Raw genomic sequence first — 18827 nt, 5'->3', positions numbered from 1 at the left:
AATCCTGCGATTGATGACAATCGCAGGATTCTCTATAAAATATAAACATCTGCTGAAACTAAATACTGGCTTTATCTTCCCCAGTGTACATTGATATTATGCTTGCTGGCAAATGCTTTCCCTTTCACGAACAAGCCATCCATCAACTGGTTTATCCTGGGCATATCTTGCTGAGTTATTTTAGATAATATTGCGTCTTTGTCGGTGGTGGTTGCATGCTGGTCACACAACTTTGCATAACGAAGATATTCTTGCTGGTATACTGGCAGCGCTGTTTCGAATAAGGCAATAGCGTTTTCTTTCAGTGCACGTTCATCATCATCTTTAGGAGCCAGGCCTTTTACTTTTTTAATCACTGACTCGGTGTATTTGATCTTCATTTCTACCACTTCCTGGGCTTCATTGCCTTTTTTCTGCACGGAAGGCACAGGCTTAGCATAGTTCTCTAAAATCTTGCCAAACGCACGGGGATCAAAGTCATTGAGCAGGTTACTGTTCAGCACCGTTTCTCCAAAAAATTTCTCCGGTGTAACAGTTTGACAAGCTGCAAAGGAGCATAAACACAGGGCAAGCAGTAGTCGTTGGATTTGTTTTGTCATAGAATATCAAATATGGGATGCTGGTTAAATTAAACTATAGCAAATATAATCATCCGGTAGAAAAGAGGAATCGCTGAAAGCAGGGATAATTGTTATTCTTTGGTTATTGTCTTTTGTTTGTTACTGATTTAATACTAAACAAAAAGCCTCGCTATTACACGAGGCTTTTATATTTTTTAGTGAGATGATGAATTTATTATGCCACCACACTTGCTGGCGCTACCTGGTAATCAAAGAATGTCACCGAAGCAGCGGCTCTGCCAGAGGAAAGCGTTCTTAACGTAGTGACGTAGCCAAACAATTCGGCCAGTGGCACTTCCGCCTTGATCACCTGGGTATTCCCTTTCATTTCCATGTGTCGGATGACGCCACGTCTTCTGTTGAGGTCACCGGTGATAGCACCTGTGAATTCCTCAGGCAGCGTTACTTCCACGCTCATGATAGGTTCCAGCAATTTAGGATTTGCCAGTACTGCAACCTGTTTAAAACCAATTTGAGCCGCATGTTCAAAGTCTAAGGCATGTGAGTCCTTATCATGAATATCACCATCGAACAAACGCACCCGCATGGATTGCAGCGGATAACCGGCCAGCACACCTGTTTGCATAGCGGTTTCAAAGCCTTTCTGTACAGAAGGTATGAACTCTTTAGGAATAGCGCCACCTTTGATGTCATTGATAAACTCAAGTCCTGGCTGTCCATCTTCACGAGGGCCCATTTCGAATTCAATAGCTGCAAAGTTGCCGGAGCCGCCATTCTGTTTCTTATAGACTTCCTTATGAGTCACCGCTTTGGTAAACAATTCCTTGTAGGCGATCTGCGGCTGGCCCTTGCTGACTTCCAGTTGGTACTGGGTCGCCATTTTTTCCATGACAACTTCCAGGTGCAGCTCACCCATTCCTTTCAGGATGGTTTGACCAGAAACTTCATCTACACTTACCTGTAAGGTAGGGTCTTCATCTACCAGTTTTGCCAGCACCTCACCCAACCTGTTGGCATCCTTAGACAGCTTGGCTTCTATGGCATAGCCTATCATTGGTTCAGGGAAGGTGATTTGTTCCAGCACTAAAGGTCTTGGGCCTTCAGAGAGGGTATCGCCGGTACGGACATCTTTCATGCCCACGACTGCGCCGATATCACCTGCTTCAATCATCTCTACAGATTCAAATTTATCAGACATGATACGGAGTAAACGGCTAACCCTGATGCGTTTGCCGGTACGGCTATTCCAAACGGTGTCGCCTGTACGAAGTGCGCCCGTGTATACTCTCACAAGCGTCAGTTTGCCAGCGTAATCATCTGCCATAATCTTAAATGCCAGGGCGGTCAACGGCGCATCCGTATCTATCGCCATTTCCTGTTCAGGTGCTGCAACATGCACTGTAGCAATATCTTCAGGAGCGGGCAGGTAAGCTACAACACCATCCAGTAAAGGTTGTACACCTTTATTTCTGTAGGCCGCGGCGGCAAATACCGGCATAAACGTACGCGCAATGGTCGCCTTTCTGATAGCACTGTACAAATCATCTGCAGTAACGCTGCCAGGGTCGTTGGTATATTTCTCAAATATCACCTCATCTACCAGCGATAATTCTTCCAGCAATGATTGACGGGCCTGTAAGGCACTATCCAATAACCCGGCAGGAATATTCGTAACAGCATATTGTTTACCATCCTCACTATCCCATACCAGTGCCTGCATTTTTATCAGGTCTATAACGCCACTAAAATGATCTTCTGCGCCAATAGGGAGTTGCACTGGCACAGCGTTCGCGTTTAATACGTCGCGGATTTCCTGTAACACGCGCATAAAGTCGGCGCCTTGTCTGTCCATTTTATTGATCAGTACAATTCTAGGCACATTGTATTTATCTGCCTGACGCCACACGGTTTCAGACTGTGGCTGCACACCTGATTTGGCACAGAAAACAACGATGCCGCCATCAAGTATACGTAACGATCTTTCCACTTCAGCAGTAAAATCGACGTGGCCCGGGGTATCAATAATATTGACCTGATGATCATTCCAATAGGTAGTTATCGCTGCAGAGGAGATGGTAATACCACGCTTCTCTTCCTGCGGATCGCTATCCATTACGGTGTTGCCTTCATCCACACTTCCAAGTTTATGTGTAAGACCTGTGTAATACAGCATTCTTTCTGTGACAGTGGTTTTACCAGCATCAACATGGGCCATGATTCCTATATTCCTATTTCGAGTTAAACGTTTCATAAAATATAAATTGATAAAAAAAGCGCCTCGCGTTTGGTAACGGAGGCGCTTTGTATACTGCAAATGCTTTCCTGTTACCGGACTTGTCTGGTAATTACGATAATCAATGTTTTAATGATCAGGTGCATCATGCTGTTAATAATAAAAATGAATCTAAAAAATGTGGATCTCTCTGGGGGAGAACAGCAGTATACTCCATGCCTGGCATGGTCATCGATTTCAATGAAAATGGAAAAGGAATGTGGAGTAACTATCAATCATATCTGGGTGCAGAGCTGCCTCCCCGTCTTAAATTAAGACGATACAGGTACTTGCAATTACTGCCCTGATGACAGTATTTGCGTTCAACGCTGTACGATATGTAATGTTTGTTAACATGATAGTTTATTTTGACGGCACAAATTTATAAATAAAATATATCATAAACAAATTTCTATAGCGATCTCATCTAACACACTCATACTCATCGCTCCTATAGCCCGATTTTTGTAATTTTATGAGAGAAGAATAGCAGGTTTATTTAAATACACAATGCTATGGCTGCTACCAATAACAAGGATGACGAAAGGATAAAATCCTCCTACTGGATTTGGACCGTTATATTCATAGCGTTTGCAGTTGTGCTTGTTATTCATTTCCTGCCAGAGATCCGCAAAGATTTAATGCTCCTCACTACGGTAAAATTATACTGGCTGATCATCGCTATCATAGCACAATTACTCACCTACTTATTTGCGGCAATTGTTTACCAGATTCTCCTTCGATCCTATGCTTTAAAAAGAGAACCTCCATTAAGCGAATTAATAAAGGCAACCCTTATTTCTTTGTTTTTTAACCAGACGGTTCCCAGCGGCGGCATTAGTGGTAATACTTTTATTTTCAGGTTTCTGAATAGATTTGAGATGCCTGTTACAGATATTATTTCTTTGATCGTAATTGAACTGAGTTGTTACTATGCCGCATTGGAACTACTTATCGTTGGCTCATTACTGGGTTGTTTAGCACTCACCAGTCCTACGCCGCATGCGATCAAAGTAGCACTGATAGCTGGCATCTTCATCTTTGTATTACTAGGTACTTTGATGCTGCTTGCTGGCAGAAAGAAATTCCTTTTAAAAGTCTATGACAAGCTAAAAAAAATCAAATTCTTTCGTAAGCGCTTGTCTGACGACCTATTGCAAACAGCCGGAGTAGAAACAAAACTGCTGCAGCACAAAACCATACCGATTCTAAAAAGTATTATCTTTCAATTGCTGGTATTGCTGGCAGATAGTTTTACAGTTTATGCTTTGTTTCTTGGTCTTGGAACAAGGATATCTGCATTTACCGTACTGCTGGCATTTCTGTGTACGAGGATCATTGCTATATTACCTATTTCCCCCGGTGCGCTTATAGTGTATGAAAGCAGTATGGTATTTTTCTTTTCCAGTTTAGGCGTTCCCGTGGGAACCTCTATTGTGGTCACATTACTATACCGGTTATTATCCTTCTGGTTACCTATACCAGCAGGCTTAGTACTTTACAGGGAGGAGCGCAGGAAAGATCTACAATAATAAAACAACCTGTCATGACAACAGAAGCACTCTATCAATATCTCGCATCGCAGCCACTGGGCGTGGTTTCAACTATTTGTACAATTGGCGCGCCACAGGCAGCAGTGGTAGGCATTGCCGTTTCACCTCAGTTAGCCATCATCTTCGATACGGTTTCCACTTCCCGTAAATACGCTAACATTATAGGCAATCCTAAAGTAGCAATGGTGATTGGCTGGGAAGATGAAACGACGGTGCAGCTGGAAGGCACTGCCAGCCTACTGCCGCATGGAGAGTCACATCCATTGAAAGAAATCTATTTCACCAGATTCCCTGATGGGCGTGTGCGTGCCGCAACCTGGCCAGATCTGGTGCATTTTGTAGTGACACCTCAATGGATCAGGTACAGCAATTTCAATGACGCAAAAGAGCCTGTAAAGGAATGGGAGTTTAAACAGTAAAACTAAAAGGATTCGTGATACAAGTCTTTCACTGATATAGTTACAGGAAGATGTGCCATCGATGGCTTTTTCGGTGGCGCAAGATAGCTCAATGAGATACTATTATCTTTTTCTTTGTACAAAAATTCCAGGGAGAGCGCATGAAACCCAGGCGCCAACGGCACTACGAATGATTTACTGTTAATACCATCGGCGGGATTAATTGTAATCAGCAAACGTTTATCTATTTTCAATTTACAGCTGGTTCCTGCTTCCAGAAAAAAGGTATAATAACCACTTTTCTCTGCTTTAAACCACCCGGTATCTTCACATAAAATATTTCCCTTTACTTTTATAGACGGCAGATAATCCTTATCCAACAAGCCACTTGCTATTAGCCGATGATCGCTAATACTATCGGCATTAAAACATACATACCGCAAACCACCTGCAATAAGATTGGTTTTATTATCAGCAGAGAACTGCTTTCCTACCTTAAATTCAGCGGACATTGTTTTATCAGGTCCATAATTCGAAAACTGTTTAAGCTTGAGAATTGCCGGCGCCTTAACCTGCAGCCCGTAATCAAACCTGGGAGATAATATCGTAGGCTCGCTACCGTTAGTAGTATATCTGATCCCCGGATTAATGTCCAGGTAGGTTGAGTATAAAAAGATAGGAATAGATTCATTTTGTTGTACTATTCCTCCCATAGGAAAGAAATCCAGCATAAATGAACTATAACCGAAATAAGTAAACTTCAATCCATTGTAAATATTCTTTAGTCTGACAGAGCCATGGTGTTCATCCTCATTAAACACCACCTGGCTGCGGATCTGCGGATTATCTTTTTTAATCAGACTATCTATTTCCTTTATACCAAAAGCAGCACCTATAGCGCCATTCCTCCCTCCAATAAAGACCGTAGTACGGTGAGGCACAACTGGTAATTGTTTCTTTGCGCGTATTAATAGCGCTCCTTCATTCCACCATAATGCAGGATCTGAAGCAATATAGTTACTGAACAATGTTGGTTGGTCAAGCAAAGTATATATTACGAATAATCCGCCATAGGAATGGCCAAATAATATATTCTTATCACTGGTTGAATAGCGACTATTAATATAAGGCATCAACTCCTTTCCAAGAAAGGATAAAAACTTATCCGCCTGGTTTGAGGGTAGTAAATCTCTCTCACGGCTATCTTTACCAATGTCATACCAGTAGTTATTTCTTACTCCCACCACAATAACCGGCGGCATTAACTCATTCTCTTCTTCAAAAGAAATGATGGGGGGAATAAATCTACCTAACATTTCAGCATCCAGCACATAGAGTACATCATATTTTTTCGTAGTGTCGTAATCGTGAGGCAGCCAAATCTGTAAATATCTCTCTTCATGGAGGGTAGGAGAAAATATTGAATCAGCGCGCTCCTGCGCGAATAGATTGTTATTTATGAAGATAAATAACCATAAACCAAAGAGATACAGTGGTTTCATAAAAAGGATGATTAAGGCATAGTTTGGGGAACATCTTATATCATCTAATATTAATAAAAACAGGCGTAATTGTCAAGGGTAATATTTGGAATTCAATATACGATTACATCTTCGCTCCCAGATACCGGCCGTTTAGCAGGATTATCCAGAAACTCCCGCAGGATAGGCATAAAAGCTGGCCCGCCTACACCGTGCGCACGTTTGGTGAACAGTAATCGGTAACTGTTAGGCATATAGTGATGTATCATATCGATGTATAGAGGCCGGCAGGCATTGTCCATGGCGCCATCTGCCAGCAGTGCATATTTGGTGGTATAGAAAGCTTGTTTGGTGGCGGGTTTCACCGACTTATACTTCCAGCAATCACATACAGCATTATACACATCATTGATGTGATAACCTTTCATATAGGGATAAGCGTTATAAATACTTTTAACGACCTCCTCATTATGGAATCCATACTGGTCGGCACAGTAAGCGGATATGCGCATCCCGTTAGGTCCTTTCCCATATTTGAACAATTTGTCCAGCAAGGGTTTTATATAAGGTTCATGATGATTGTTGATGATCTCTGTAATAACGTAAGGCACTGCAGCAAGCGGGCCTGAAAATGCATCCTGGATGGCATCATACAAATCATTGCGGTCATAGGCGATATTAATGCTGTCTTTCGTACCTTCTTCCTTATACCTGATATAGAATTTTTTCCCTGAGATATCATTGAAGTATTGCTGGAACCTGTTTTTCAGGTTAGCATAGCGGAGATGGTCAGTGGAATCTTTTTCGCAACTTCGGAAAAGGACCTCCAGTGCTTCATTGAAGTTGGCTGGTTCATCTTCATCAATAGGCACAAACATAGGCAGTGGAGAGTTCAGCACTAAAGTGCGGATATGCGAAGAATCATGCTTTAATACAGCCATCATTAATCCTCCACTGTAAGATATTCCAAAGAGGTTTACCGAATCTATTTTTAAGGCCGCAATTAAGTCGTGAATATCGGCAACAGATTCATCTGTATTATAAGCCTCCAGGTCTATACCTTTGGCTTCCAGACCTTTTCTATAGCGTTTTACACCTTCGAGCATCATGCTGTCCTTATTCAGGTTGTTACGATAGGCCATCTTCATGGCATCTCCCAGCTCCGGCCCTTCTGTATTTGGTATGGCAAAATGAGTTCCTCTTTGTTCAAAGGCGATACAATCCCTGTCGTTGATGAGGTCACTTTTGGAAATACCTATTGCCCATCTTAAGGAGCTGGTGCCAGGGCCTCCGCTGGTGAAAAGCACCGGATCTTTTTTCTTATTGGGATTATTGCTTAGCACCAAAACAAATGGCAATTTGATAGTCTTGCCATTCTTTTTTGTTCTGTTTTCCGGCACCACGAGGTAACCGCAGCGGGTCTTGAAACTGCTGTCGATAGGCACCGGACAAGCCCCCGGAACGATACTCGCTTTTTGTTGTGCGAAAGCAAAAGAAAAGCAACTGAGAGTAGCCAGTAGTATGAATAAAACTGATTTCATATTTTGTGGAATGGTTAGATAGTGGAAAGAATCATGTTCCTGCCTTGAAGGGCAATTACTGACAATTACCATGCTTATTAAAAATAAGCATTTGAACGGAATATAGATTCCATAACTATAAAGACACCCTTTTCACAAAAAGTTGCATCTATACTGACAGCCCTCCTACCAAGGAATTAATATTCAATTTTACTGCAAACCGTCTGCAGTTCCTACTTTCTGACATTAGCCGCTATACAACTCACAACAAACCTTGCAGTTTCACATACTGCAACAACATAATCGTTTTACCATCCTTTATCTCACCACTTGCGATCATTGCCATTGCTTTGTCTATAGGAAGTTCCAATACTTCTATTTCTTCCTGTTCATGCTCCAGGCCTCCGCCATCGCTGATTTTCATGGCAGGATTATATTCCGCCACAAAAAAGTGTAGTATTTCTGTTACTGATCCTGGCGACATATAGGCCTCAAATATTTTTCTGACATCATGGATACGGAAACCTGTTTCTTCTTCGGCCTCGCGGCGGATACACTCTTCCGGTTCGTTTGCATCCAGTAGCCCGGCGCAAGCTTCTATCAACATGCCGCTGCTGTTGCCGTTGATAAAGGAAGGCAAGCGGAACTGGCTGGTCAGTATTATCTTACCACTGGCAGGGTTGTACAGCAATATTACCGCACCATTACCACGATCATAGGCTTCACGGGTATGCGTCTGCCATTCGCCATTCCTTGTTTTATAGTCATAGGTAACTTTATAGAGAGTGTACCAGTTATCTGATAAGATATCTTTCGAAATTATTTTCACTTCAGCTTCCATAATAATGATTAAATTTGATCACTTTTGATTATTTTTGATTATTTTTATCAAATATAAATTAAAATGGGATATCCGGAGAGAAAAAGAAAAATTCTTAAAATACTTGAGAAGCAGGAAAGCATGGAAGTGCAGGAAATCGCTGATGAGTTGGGGATTTCGGCAGTAACTATCCGCAGGGACCTCCAGCAGCTGGCAGATGAGGCGTTGATCATCAGAACCCATGGCGGTGCGATGAAAGCGCCTGACAAGCACCCTTTCACCGCATTTGCTGATAAAGAAAGCGTGGGCACTAACAGGAAGAAATATATTGGTAAACTGGCGGCAGGCCTGGTAAAACCCGGCGATACCATTTTTATGGATTGTGGCAGCACGGTTTTTATGATGTGTGCTTACCTGAAAGACATCTCCCCTTTACGAATTATTACTAACTCCTTGCCAGTGGCAGCAGCTTTCATGGATATTCCGGGCATACAGGTGAACCTGGCCGGCGGTGAAATGGATGGCAGTCGCAAAGCAATACATGGCGACAGGGCCATTGCGCATCTCAAAAGCTACCATGCCGATAAGGCGTTTATAGGAACTGATGGATTATCTGTGAAAAATGGACTTACCGCGTTCAGCGAAAAAGAAGCCGGCATTAGCACTGCTATGGCAGGCAATGCGGATAAATTATTTGTACTCTGTGATTCTGGAAAAATTGGGAAAGATAGCTACCTGAAATACGCACCGCTATCAATGTTATCCGCGCTGATCACAGATAAAGAACTGAGTACAGCCCAGGCAATACAGTTGAAAGGAAAAGTCGCAAAAATTATCCAATGATGATAAACAACATCATCATCTGACTAAATCAAAATATTCAGCACATTTTTAATCACTTCATTTTCTTCGTTCTTTCTCCAAATTAAATACAGTGGCACTTCGAAGGGCAACGGAATAAAGCGTACACCTGGAAAATTCGCCAGGGAATAGGAATAAGGTATAACGGAGATGCCTAAACCCTTTTTCACCAAACTCATAATCACAGAGCCAAAATCCGATTCGAAACGAATGGCAGGGTCAATATTATATGCCGCAAAAACCTCGTCCATCTTCATACCGAAGGTCTCTCCTTCTGTAAAAGTAGACAGTATAAAACGTTCGTTTTGCAAAGATGCTGTGCTGATATCAGCAGCAGTAACGATCGGGTGAGCAGAAGGAACCATCAGCGCGAGGTTATCGTGGCGTATAAGCGTAGACGTTAGTAGCTCGTCTTCATGCTTATGGCGACTATAACAAATATCTATTTTGAAAGCCTTCAGCATTTCTGTCTCCTGAGAGTGCCGGATCTGCACCAGTTCTACCTTTATTTCAGGAAATTCTGCTGCCACACGCGCCAGCATATCCGGCAATATATCATAACTGATAGAACCCGGATGGTTGATGACAATATGCCCGCCGGCTCCTTCATGAATTTTGCGTGCATACAATGCCGCGGCATTCAGCTCGTCTATCAAGGGTTTCCACTGCTGCTGCAAAAACTTGCCGGCAGGTGTCAGCTCTACTTTCCTGTTAGACCTTTTGAAGAGTGTTAACTGAAGCTCGTCTTCCAGGGCTTTGATCTGACGGCTAAGCACCGACTGGGTAATGTTTACTTTGTAAGAAGTACGCCAGTAATGCAATTCATCAGACAATTGCAAAAAATATTCTATCTGTTGTATGGTCATGCCAATTGATGCATTATTTGCATCATTCCATCCAAAATTAGCATTTTTAGACATCATAAGCCATATTAGCTTTGCGATATCAAAAACGACGAGAAATGAGCTATCAGATCAGACCCTGCGAAGAACGAGACCTGGACAAATTGATTGAACTATGTGCTGCACATGCCGCCTATGAACAGGTGGAATACACTGCTACCGGAAAGAAAGAACGGCTACACGAAGCTATATTTGGCGTTGATAAAGAACTCAATTGCCTGGTAGTGGAAGCCGAAGATGCCATCATTGGTTATGCTACCTATACCTTCGATTTTTCTACCTGGGACGCAAAAGAATTCATTTATCTGGATTGCTTATATATAGAAGAGGCCTATAGGAGTTTGGGTATCGGACAGGTACTAATGGACAAGATCCAGGCCGTAGGCCAGCGAAATTATTGTGTAAACATGCAATGGCAGACGCCAGATTTTAATGAAAGAGCAATTAAATTTTATAAAAGAATTGGAGGCATTGGCAAAAACAAAGTGCGCTTTACCTTACCTCTCTAACCCCAACGGATAATGGAAACTATAGCAATTATACCACTAACGGCAACGGATATACCGGCATTGCAAACGATTGGCAGGAATACTTTTTTCGAAACCTTTGCCAAAGACAATTCTGCGCAAAATATGTCGCAGTACCTGGATGAAAAGTTTTCACTGTAGCAACTCACTGCTGAATATAATACACCTGGTACCTCCTTCTATCTTGCCCAGCTGAACAATCAGATCATCGGCTACCTGAAACTGAATACCGGCGCGGCGCAAACGGAATCACAGTCCAACGACGCTTTGGAGATAGAACGCATATATGTACTTGGCGCCTTTCACGGTAAGAAAGTAGGTCAGTTATTGTATGAAAAAGCGATCGACATAGCATTGCAACATAAGGCGCCTTATGTATGGTTAGGCGTATGGGAAGAGAACCACCGGGCAATTGGGTTTTATAAGAAAAATGGATTTGTTCCTTTTGATACGCATATCTTTCATCTTGGCGATGAAGCACAAACAGATATTATGATGAAGAAAACACTAGGATAATGGGTAAAAAGACAACTTTCATCTTGCTGCTGATACTGGGTACTGCTTTTTGGGGTATCTCCTTTCCTGTCACCAAAATGGCGATGGGTAATATCTCTTCTTCTACTTTTTTGTTCTATCGTTTCTTGTTTGCAACGCTCGCCCTTTGTGTTGCATTATCGAAGCAACTAAAGCTGATAACGCCGAAGGTATTTACTGCGGGCGCTATGCTGGCCGTTCCGCTGGCATTCGGCATCATCTTTCAGACCATGGGGATCAAACGAACACCTGCTTCTCAATGTGCATTAGTGGCCGGCACCTCGGTGATTATTATACCAGTGATAAAACTATTGTTTTACCGGACATACGTGGATTTGAAAGTCTGGGCTGCCGCGCTGATAGCGCTGAGCGGTCTGATGGTCATTTCCCTGAAAGCGAATTTTGCCATTGGACTCGGGGATTTATTTACGATCATTGGCGCCGCTGGTTTTGCCGTTTATTTGATTAAGGTAGAAAAATACGCGGGCACGAAAAATATTCTACCTACCATCATACCTATGTTTGCCACCTGCACCGCTATTGCGTGTGTATGGGCAATTTTCGATTCATCTGCCAACTGGATGCCGTCCGTGAATACTTTCTGGCTGGGCATAGGATATTGTGCTTTGTTCTCTACCGCTTACATGTATACGGTTTCGAACGTTGCACAAAAATATATAAAGGCGGAAAAGGTTGCCATCATTTATCTATTTGAACCGGTATTTGCTGCAATCGCCGCCATCACCATACTGAATGAAAGTCTTACCTGGCGCTTATTATTGGGAGGTTGCCTCATTTTCCTGGGGACTATAATCTCTGAGGTAAACTTCAGGCGAATAGGTAAAGGCAAGCAGAAAAAAGAAATAATAGCCGCTCAAATGGCGGAAGCGATGTAGGATACATTACTTTATAAAAAAAGCTATAACTCAAGTAGATAGTCATAGCTTTTTTTATGTAATACTATCATCGGAGATCTCAATGAATATCTAAAGAAAACCGGCGTATGAAGTCCAGGTGTTTTTTGTATTTAGCGACCGAACTATTCAATAATATCTTTGAAGAATCCATGGCCTCCAGGACAACTTTCAGCTCTATCTTCAGTACTGTGATTGTGTTTCCCTCACCATTGGACTTGAAAAAATCACGCATAGATATATCATTTCCTGCGGAAGATCGAATATGACGATCAAAAGCAGCTGTAAGGCTTCTAAACTTTCCCAATGGCAATGCCAGCAGAAACAAAATCATTGGCAATTCTTCTTCGATTGCATCAGCATTGTTACCCAACTCACCATGTGCTTTGATGATTCTGAATATATTTACGTACCGTTTGATCGTTCTTGGGATATTGCCCACTACTTTTGACATATCCATCATCACTTTTACTTCAGTCTCTGAAAAAACAAGTAATCTTGTATCATCAACATACTTAGTAGAGAATTGTGCTTCAGAATGGTCATGTACTACTGCTTGCTGCCCATTCGTCTGAAATTCTCGCTGAATAGTTTCAATGTTTTCGACAAAGCTGATACTTGCTTCTTCTACATTCTGGTTTACCGGTTGTAATGGCATGTTCTCAGAAGACTTATTAATTGCCAATTCCTGGATCATTCCTTTTACTTCCTTATCAGCAGCTTCTTTCAGACGGAAGGGGATCTGAAATATTTTTTCCAGATAAATGGCAGGATCTAGTAAGTCTGCATGCTCTTCTCCGTCTTGTTTATCGAACTGATTTCCGTATTTTTTCCTCAGTGCATTTTTGACCCATCTTGTATCTATACCTACCACTACTACAAACAAAGGAAATGCCATCAACAAGTTGACAGCTTCCAGTACCTGTACTACATGCTCCTCACTACACCTATCCAGGTCATCTATGTACAACACTATTCTATTCAGTGCGCGGCCATATGTTTGTCTGAATATCTTCGCAGTATACGCAGCTGTCAGATTTTTTACTTCTTTGGTATGATCTGTAAACAGACCATTCAGAATTTCAAAGTCCTGCCTGATGATTGAAATGATACCCAAGTGCTTTTTATAGTCTTCACTTTTCGCGCGATGATCGATAAAAGTATACAGTGTTTCGGTGCTCAACGCATGTTTGATTTTAAAATCAAGTTCCAGCACCTTGGTTTGGGCCTCTTTTAATTCATTATTATACTGGTTAATTTTTGCTCGTGCTTCTTCTATTTCAGCTTGCAGTTTTTTATCATATAGCTCATATTGCTCTTTTGCCTGCATCATCGAATGTTCATGATCCTCTTTTACCTTCCACAAGGCGGCAATTGCAGGCTTAAATTGATTTATTACTGTTACCATTTGGTTAACAAGCAACACCAATGCAGCAATACCAGAAATAACTCTTTGTGAAAGTGAAAAATCAAATTTCCAAACTTCCTGTTCAACTAAAGTCACGAATGCCGGTCCTAATACCACCACAATGATAATAGCAGAGAGCCAGCCCAAATTGCGCCAAATGGCTTTTTTATTAAAGAATTTTCTTAAAAATGCTCGTTTTGTTTTGAGCTGCCGGTAAACCTCTTCCGGGTTAGACCAGTATTCTTCAGGAATAATTGTTTTAAGTTCTTCTTCTGTGTCAACGAAAGTTTTGTTCTTCCACAGTGCATCTTCGATCTTCGTTTTCGCATCAAACTGAGTGTCAGCAGTTTTAATAAAATGCAACAGCGTGTGTTTCCGTATTACTGCAATTTTTCTTGCTAGTCTCTTGCCCGCATCATGCTGTTTGGATTCAAGATCCTGCACTCTTTCATTAGTAATTTTTTTCTTGTCTTTCAGTGCATCCACCGCTTCTTTAGTGCAACCTAACTCTCCTGAAAGTTTAATTTCGAAATCTTTCTTGAAATGCGTTGGTAAGTCCGCTTTTGAAATATGTTCTTTTAATCCTTCAAATATTTTGGTTACAATCCCTGCCCAGAGATTTGTATCTGAATAGGACCAGGCATTAAATCGTATGGGAGCAATACCTTCACAATACATGTTACCTCCATTTTCAGAAAGAAACTTTATTCTGTCTGACAGCTGGCGCATAAAGAAGCTTTTTCCTGCGCCCCACCTACCTAGTAAAGCAACTGCAAACGGCGGCTCAAAGCTCCTGGCAGCAATTACTTTGGCAAAGGCATTTACATCCTGGTCAATGTTGAGATAATCAGTTCCAGCATCAGAATCGCTGATGAGGCCAGCAATACTATCTTCTATCTTTCGGAAAGCCGTATTACTACTATTTGAAAACAATCGTGAGATATCCGCATCGCTTAATTGGGAAAATATAGTTGGCAAATCATCTGAATCTACTTCCGTTATTATATCTCCATAAATTGGAAATTCGGATATCATCACGTTCACATCTGGCAGTATCCAGTCTATTACCAATGTTCTACCATTTCGATCATTTCGAGTAACGCAACCGATAGCGTGCATAATTAAACCAGTCCCCGCTCTGGTACTGATATTTGTCTTTAGTATTAGTATATCTCCTTCACTTACCTCTTTTATGATATTACTATCAGCATATGCCGCCGCATCAAATTCACTTTCCCAGATAGACCGGTTAATGAACCGCTTAGTTTGGCTCCCGCCCTCAATCCAGGATGCACCAACCAAATAGAAGCGACCTGAAAAGTTAGGATACACATGATTTAAGTTACCCGTACCCAGTTTGACGGTGGGCAATAATGATAACGACGCTGGAGCATCTGGTAAGGATAGTAGGATTCTTGCATCAATATCATATTCATCATATACTCGGTTTAAAATCCTTACAGTAATCTCATAACTTTCTTCGATAGTCAACCCTCCTACTCCTGTGCCTAAAAGAGGTAGCCAAAGGGTTCTATCTCTGTACCAGCCTTTGAACTCTACTAATGCATCATATAGATTTCGTTCCAGATTTATTTTAGTTGATCTACCGCCAACTGTCACCACGAAGATGATAGGCTTTTTGTTATGATCATTAACAGCTCCAAAACCGTGAAACAATTGCCGGTCACCCGGCAGCTTATTCATAGAATAGCCATAGGCTTTCATTACGAATTCATTGAGTTCCCCAGGCTCCCCGTCCTTGCTAATAGGGACAATAGCCACATCAGCTTGTGTAGGAGGAATGAGTATATCTATCTTATGTGGTACAATTAACTTTTCCAGTAATGCCATGCATATAAGGTTTTATAGGGTTGGTCAGATTGCCGCAGTATCTGTTATAAGATCTGCAAATGACCAAAGTATCAGTTTTACCGGCAATGAAGTATTCACAGGATACAGAAAGGGAAATATCAATTTGCACGCTCGCTGAATGCTTTATTACGACTACTTTACCAGCTGGGCTAAGATAAAGCTAATTTCCATATCCACGTAGCCTCAATCAAAGGGCGCCCTTCAGGGGGTAATTTTAACCCAGCCTCATATGATCAAATCGTTAATTAGCTGTTAAGCCGCCCAGGATCTGTTTGAAAAAATCAAAAAGATTTAATAATTTTATTTGTTCCCCAGGTTTCTTAAGAAACCCCTTGAGAATAATTGATATCGTGTGAAGGTGAATGCCGAGGTCCAGGATATTGGAACCAGTTTCATATATTTTCTTTTGAAAGCCAGTCCTCTTAAAACTCAACAAAGTGCAAACCATCACGGAGACCGCACAGCGCGTGCAATTGTTTAACTACGAACATTGGAACTCCCAGCTTCCCGAGCTTAGCAGCGAATACCAGGGAGCCAGTCCTTATCCTCACATCGTATTAGAGAACTTCCTCCACCCTGATGTATTACAGGAGTGTGTTAAAGAGTTTGATAAACTAAATGAAGGTGATGGATGGATCAACTATGTTCATTATAATGAAAACAAGGCAGGGTTGAATAACAATGACTTGTTACCTGCAACAATTAAAAAGACTATCCACGAGCTTAATTCGCCCGAATTCCTGGAGTTCCTCAGCGCACTTACAGGTATTGAAGGATTGATGAAAGATGACCTCCTGGAAGGTGGCGGCATACACCAGTCGAAGAGAGGTGGCTACCTTAATATCCATGCCGATTTCACAGTACACCCCCACCATCGCAACTGGCAACGCCGCGTCAATGTACTCGTGTACCTAAATAATGATTGGGAGGAAGAATGGGGCGGAAAGCTCGAACTATGGGATACCAAAATGCAGGCCTGCGAAAGGAAAGTACTCCCTATCTTCAATCGCTGCGTTATCTTTAATACAGATGCGGACTCCTACCATGGACATCCGGAACCTACCACCTGTCCTGAAGATAAACACAGAAGATCCATCGCTTTATATTATTACACCCAAGAAGCACAACCTTTCCGCCGCGCCACACATTATATGGTACGCCCAGGTGAAGGCAGTAAAAAATTCATGGTAAAGCTGGACAATGCCATGGTGGCTATTTATACAGAGATCAAAGGCATGCTGGGGTCAAATGATAAAATCGTTAGTAAAGTACTTCGGTTCTTCTCCCGTAAAAAATAATCCCATCGTCTTCTTAAAATAAAATAACAAGGGCGTCTCTTAATAGAAACGCCCTTGTTATTTTATACTTAATTAGTTTAGTTACTGCGCACCTACTTCTCTTTTCAAAAACACAAAGCCATTTTTACGATATAATTCCTTCAGTAAATTATACTGCTTGTAGTTATCCACCCTATCCACTTTGGTGACGAAATATACAGGTTTATCAATCTTACCTGTCAGCAACCATGCTTCATCATAAGAATTTGGATTCGCTGGCTTTTCTTTATGTGTATAAAAGAAATGTCCGTAGCTCCAGTAGCCCAAAGTGGTTACATAACAATCCTCGCCCTGGCGCTGCTCAAAAAACTCAATAGCCGCCGCCTGTGAATACTTTTCCACTTTAGGAACGATGATGGCAGCAGCAAGGAAAATCACTATACCAGTGCCAACAAAATACGTAGTAGCCGCCTTGAAAAACACATGCTTATTCAGCTGTCGCCGGCCTACAATAACTGTCACCAGCAACAAGATCCCTACTATCCCTTCCCATCCGTTCCATTTTACATCTGCAGCCATATTGGCCTGCGCAAACGTATCATGTACATAAGGGATCAACTGCTTGATGTTCAACGCGATTAAGGCAACCGCCAATATTACAACAGCTATAATACTTCCAAGTATGCTCGCTAATACGCCTGCATACTTTTTATACGCCATTTCTTTGAGGTCCCACTTATAAAAAGTATAAGCAGCGAGAAATGAAATAGGGAACCACGCCAATGAAGAATAGTGAATAATACGCGATTGTACAATGGTAAACAAAATTGTTACCACCCAGAACAATAATATCATCCACATTTTAAAGTCTTTATCGGCCTTGCTGCTGTAGCTGCCTTTGAAGAAGGCAGGAATCGCAAACAGCGATGCTGGGAAACATCCTATCAGCAGCACCACAAAATGGTACCCGAAAAAGCCTTCCTGTCCGGCGTCATGCGTTGTAAACAGCCGATACTGGTATTTTAGGAATTCAGTGATAAACCATGGTCCGTTTTTCGCGGTTTCATAGCCATACCAGGTGCAGGTAACCAAAGCGGTGACCACCAAAAACAACAGGGCATGCCACCAGTTGAAAAATATTTTAAACCTATTATAAACGAAATAGCATCCCAATACCAGCATAAACACCATGAGAGCTACCTGCCCCTTAGTGAGAATGGCGAGGCCCATAAAAATACCCGCCCATACGGCATAGAACACTGGTTTGCGGTCTACACCCTCTTTTTCAAACCCATTGCGCTTCCAATGATATAAAATGAAATAGTAGAGCGATAAAAAGGTGAAGAGATTGAACCAGGGATCAATGATACCTGACTTAAAATACATATTGGGAAAAAGTGATCCACCGAAGGCTAAGGCCCATAGGATACCGAATTTCTTGTCATAGAGTTTTGAGCCGCAAAGGAAAAGCACCACCAGGGTAACAATGCCACATATCGCATTAGGGAAACGTGCTGCAAATTCGTTGATACCAAAAATTTGCATGGAAATGCTTTGCATCCAGAAAAACATAGGTGGTTTTTCCCAGAATGGCTTGAAATTGACATAAATCCTGGTATAGTCGTCTAATTTCAACATTTCCCTGGAACACTCCGCAAAGTTAATTTCGTCCCAGTCAAATAAATGTACCCGTCCTAAAAAAGGAATAAAAAAAAGCGCCGCAATCACCGTCAACAATAGGATACTCGAGAGTTTGGTCGTACGCATAATGCCTATATGTAAGTGGAAGTATTAAACAAATATAGATCCATAATAGATCAATTGCAAATTATAAAACGCCATCGCCCTACTTATTCAATCTCTTATCTTCCTAAATCCTGCAAATTCATCATGCGGTTGATCAAAAA

Annotated in this window: 16 protein-coding genes and 1 pseudogene; 9 read left to right on the top strand and 8 right to left on the bottom strand. The window is 41.7% G+C overall.

All coding sequences use genetic code 11. From position 1 onward, the window contains the following. Positions 1-71 precede the first annotated feature (71 nt). Complete coding sequence (locus ACE38W_RS06635) at positions 72-599, bottom strand: hypothetical protein (RefSeq protein WP_375829619.1); 528 nt, start codon at positions 597-599, stop codon at positions 72-74. A gap of 196 nt (positions 600-795) precedes the next feature. Then, entirely contained in the window at positions 796-2832 is a 2037-nt protein-coding gene (gene fusA / locus ACE38W_RS06630) for an elongation factor G (RefSeq protein WP_375829618.1), read from the bottom strand. Between the two features lie 50 nt (positions 2833-2882). Here fusA and ACE38W_RS06625 point away from each other — a divergent pair, with 50 nt between their 5' ends. The 3 genes from ACE38W_RS06625 to ACE38W_RS06615 all read left to right on the top strand — a co-directional run bounded on the left by ACE38W_RS06625 (position 2883) and on the right by ACE38W_RS06615 (position 4825). Further along, the gene (locus ACE38W_RS06625; protein WP_375829617.1) at positions 2883-3161 is read left to right on the top strand and encodes a hypothetical protein; all 279 of its coding nucleotides are present in this window, start codon (positions 2883-2885) and stop codon (positions 3159-3161) included. Positions 3162-3368: 207 nt separating this feature from the next. After that, positions 3369-4385 carry a YbhN family protein gene (locus ACE38W_RS06620; protein WP_375829616.1) on the top strand — a complete coding sequence of 339 codons (1017 nt, stop codon included), beginning with the start codon at positions 3369-3371 and terminating at the stop codon, positions 4383-4385. Positions 4386-4399: 14 nt separating this feature from the next. After that, the gene (locus ACE38W_RS06615) at positions 4400-4825 is read left to right on the top strand and encodes a pyridoxamine 5'-phosphate oxidase family protein (protein WP_375829615.1); all 426 of its coding nucleotides are present in this window, start codon (positions 4400-4402) and stop codon (positions 4823-4825) included. Between the two features lie 2 nt (positions 4826-4827). Here the strand turns inward: ACE38W_RS06615 and ACE38W_RS06610 are convergent, their stop codons facing one another. The 3 genes from ACE38W_RS06610 to nudK form a co-directional block, all read right to left on the bottom strand. Continuing rightward, complete coding sequence (locus tag ACE38W_RS06610; protein WP_375829614.1) at positions 4828-6306, bottom strand: alpha/beta hydrolase-fold protein; 1479 nt, start codon at positions 6304-6306, stop codon at positions 4828-4830. A 92-nt stretch (positions 6307-6398) separates the two neighbouring features. Continuing rightward, complete coding sequence (locus ACE38W_RS06605) at positions 6399-7826, bottom strand: alpha/beta fold hydrolase (protein WP_375829613.1); 1428 nt, start codon at positions 7824-7826, stop codon at positions 6399-6401. Positions 7827-8067: 241 nt separating this feature from the next. Next, positions 8068-8646: a GDP-mannose pyrophosphatase NudK gene (nudK, locus tag ACE38W_RS06600; protein ID WP_375829612.1), complete on the bottom strand. Its 579-nt coding sequence runs from the start codon at positions 8644-8646 to the stop codon at positions 8068-8070. A gap of 63 nt (positions 8647-8709) precedes the next feature. Here nudK and ACE38W_RS06595 point away from each other — a divergent pair, with 63 nt between their 5' ends. Then, positions 8710-9468: a DeoR/GlpR family DNA-binding transcription regulator gene (locus tag ACE38W_RS06595; RefSeq protein WP_375829611.1), complete on the top strand. Its 759-nt coding sequence runs from the start codon at positions 8710-8712 to the stop codon at positions 9466-9468. Positions 9469-9491: 23 nt separating this feature from the next. On the opposite strand, the gene ACE38W_RS06590 is transcribed toward ACE38W_RS06595, so the two are convergent. Beyond that, positions 9492-10409, bottom strand: coding sequence for a LysR substrate-binding domain-containing protein (locus tag ACE38W_RS06590; RefSeq protein WP_375829610.1), 918 nt, complete (start codon positions 10407-10409; stop codon positions 9492-9494). A 38-nt stretch (positions 10410-10447) separates the two neighbouring features. On the opposite strand from ACE38W_RS06590, the gene ACE38W_RS06585 reads away from it, so the two are divergent. The 4 genes and pseudogenes from ACE38W_RS06585 to ACE38W_RS06570 all read left to right on the top strand — a co-directional run bounded on the left by ACE38W_RS06585 (position 10448) and on the right by ACE38W_RS06570 (position 12345). After that, complete coding sequence (locus ACE38W_RS06585) at positions 10448-10897, top strand: GNAT family N-acetyltransferase (protein WP_375829609.1); 450 nt, start codon at positions 10448-10450, stop codon at positions 10895-10897. Positions 10898-10909: 12 nt separating this feature from the next. After that, the gene (locus tag ACE38W_RS06580) at positions 10910-11056 is read left to right on the top strand and encodes a hypothetical protein (RefSeq protein ID WP_375829608.1); all 147 of its coding nucleotides are present in this window, start codon (positions 10910-10912) and stop codon (positions 11054-11056) included. A gap of 21 nt (positions 11057-11077) precedes the next feature. After that, positions 11078-11431: pseudogene (locus ACE38W_RS06575) on the top strand (GNAT family N-acetyltransferase); the annotation flags it as partial. Further along, positions 11431-12345 carry a DMT family transporter gene (locus ACE38W_RS06570; protein ID WP_375829607.1) on the top strand — a complete coding sequence of 305 codons (915 nt, stop codon included), beginning with the start codon at positions 11431-11433 and terminating at the stop codon, positions 12343-12345. The pseudogene ACE38W_RS06575 and the gene ACE38W_RS06570, both read left to right, overlap by 1 nt. Before the next feature lie 79 nt (positions 12346-12424). Here the strand turns inward: ACE38W_RS06570 and ACE38W_RS06565 are convergent, their stop codons facing one another. Then, the gene (locus ACE38W_RS06565) at positions 12425-15622 is read right to left on the bottom strand and encodes a P-loop NTPase fold protein (RefSeq protein ID WP_375829606.1); all 3198 of its coding nucleotides are present in this window, start codon (positions 15620-15622) and stop codon (positions 12425-12427) included. A gap of 458 nt (positions 15623-16080) precedes the next feature. On the opposite strand from ACE38W_RS06565, the gene ACE38W_RS06560 reads away from it, so the two are divergent. Then, positions 16081-16941, top strand: a complete 861-nt coding sequence (locus ACE38W_RS06560; protein WP_375829605.1) for a 2OG-Fe(II) oxygenase — start codon at positions 16081-16083, stop codon at positions 16939-16941. Between the two features lie 81 nt (positions 16942-17022). Here ACE38W_RS06560 and ACE38W_RS06555 read toward each other — a convergent pair whose 3' ends face one another. After that, positions 17023-18687, bottom strand: coding sequence for an ArnT family glycosyltransferase (locus ACE38W_RS06555; RefSeq protein ID WP_375829604.1), 1665 nt, complete (start codon positions 18685-18687; stop codon positions 17023-17025). Between the last annotated feature and the right edge of the window lie 140 nt (positions 18688-18827).

The sequence above is a fragment of the Chitinophaga sp. Hz27 genome, assembly GCF_042263525.1.
GTDB lineage: Bacteria > Bacteroidota > Bacteroidia > Chitinophagales > Chitinophagaceae > Chitinophaga.
Note: the sequence above shows the minus strand (reverse complement) of the source record. Positions and strands in the feature narration are given on the sequence as shown.

Bases quoted from the DNA above. Each gene is read 5' to 3' on its own strand.
- ACE38W_RS06635 (WP_375829619.1), bottom strand. From the start codon at position 599: ATGACAAAACAAATCCAACGACTACTGCTTGCCCTGTGTTTATGCTCC.
- fusA (WP_375829618.1), bottom strand. From the start codon at position 2,832: ATGAAACGTTTAACTCGAAATAGGAATATAGGAATCATGGCCCATGTT.
- ACE38W_RS06620 (WP_375829616.1), top strand. From the start codon at position 3,369: ATGGCTGCTACCAATAACAAGGATGACGAAAGGATAAAATCCTCCTAC.
- ACE38W_RS06615 (WP_375829615.1), top strand. From the start codon at position 4,400: ATGACAACAGAAGCACTCTATCAATATCTCGCATCGCAGCCACTGGGC.
- ACE38W_RS06610 (WP_375829614.1), bottom strand. From the start codon at position 6,306: ATGAAACCACTGTATCTCTTTGGTTTATGGTTATTTATCTTCATAAAT.
- ACE38W_RS06605 (WP_375829613.1), bottom strand. From the start codon at position 7,826: ATGAAATCAGTTTTATTCATACTACTGGCTACTCTCAGTTGCTTTTCT.
- nudK (WP_375829612.1), bottom strand. From the start codon at position 8,646: ATGGAAGCTGAAGTGAAAATAATTTCGAAAGATATCTTATCAGATAAC.
- ACE38W_RS06595 (WP_375829611.1), top strand. From the start codon at position 8,710: ATGGGATATCCGGAGAGAAAAAGAAAAATTCTTAAAATACTTGAGAAG.
- ACE38W_RS06590 (WP_375829610.1), bottom strand. From the start codon at position 10,409: ATGATGTCTAAAAATGCTAATTTTGGATGGAATGATGCAAATAATGCA.
- ACE38W_RS06585 (WP_375829609.1), top strand. From the start codon at position 10,448: ATGAGCTATCAGATCAGACCCTGCGAAGAACGAGACCTGGACAAATTG.
- ACE38W_RS06580 (WP_375829608.1), top strand. From the start codon at position 10,910: ATGGAAACTATAGCAATTATACCACTAACGGCAACGGATATACCGGCA.
- ACE38W_RS06570 (WP_375829607.1), top strand. From the start codon at position 11,431: ATGGGTAAAAAGACAACTTTCATCTTGCTGCTGATACTGGGTACTGCT.
- ACE38W_RS06565 (WP_375829606.1), bottom strand. From the start codon at position 15,622: ATGGCATTACTGGAAAAGTTAATTGTACCACATAAGATAGATATACTC.
- ACE38W_RS06555 (WP_375829604.1), bottom strand. From the start codon at position 18,687: ATGCGTACGACCAAACTCTCGAGTATCCTATTGTTGACGGTGATTGCG.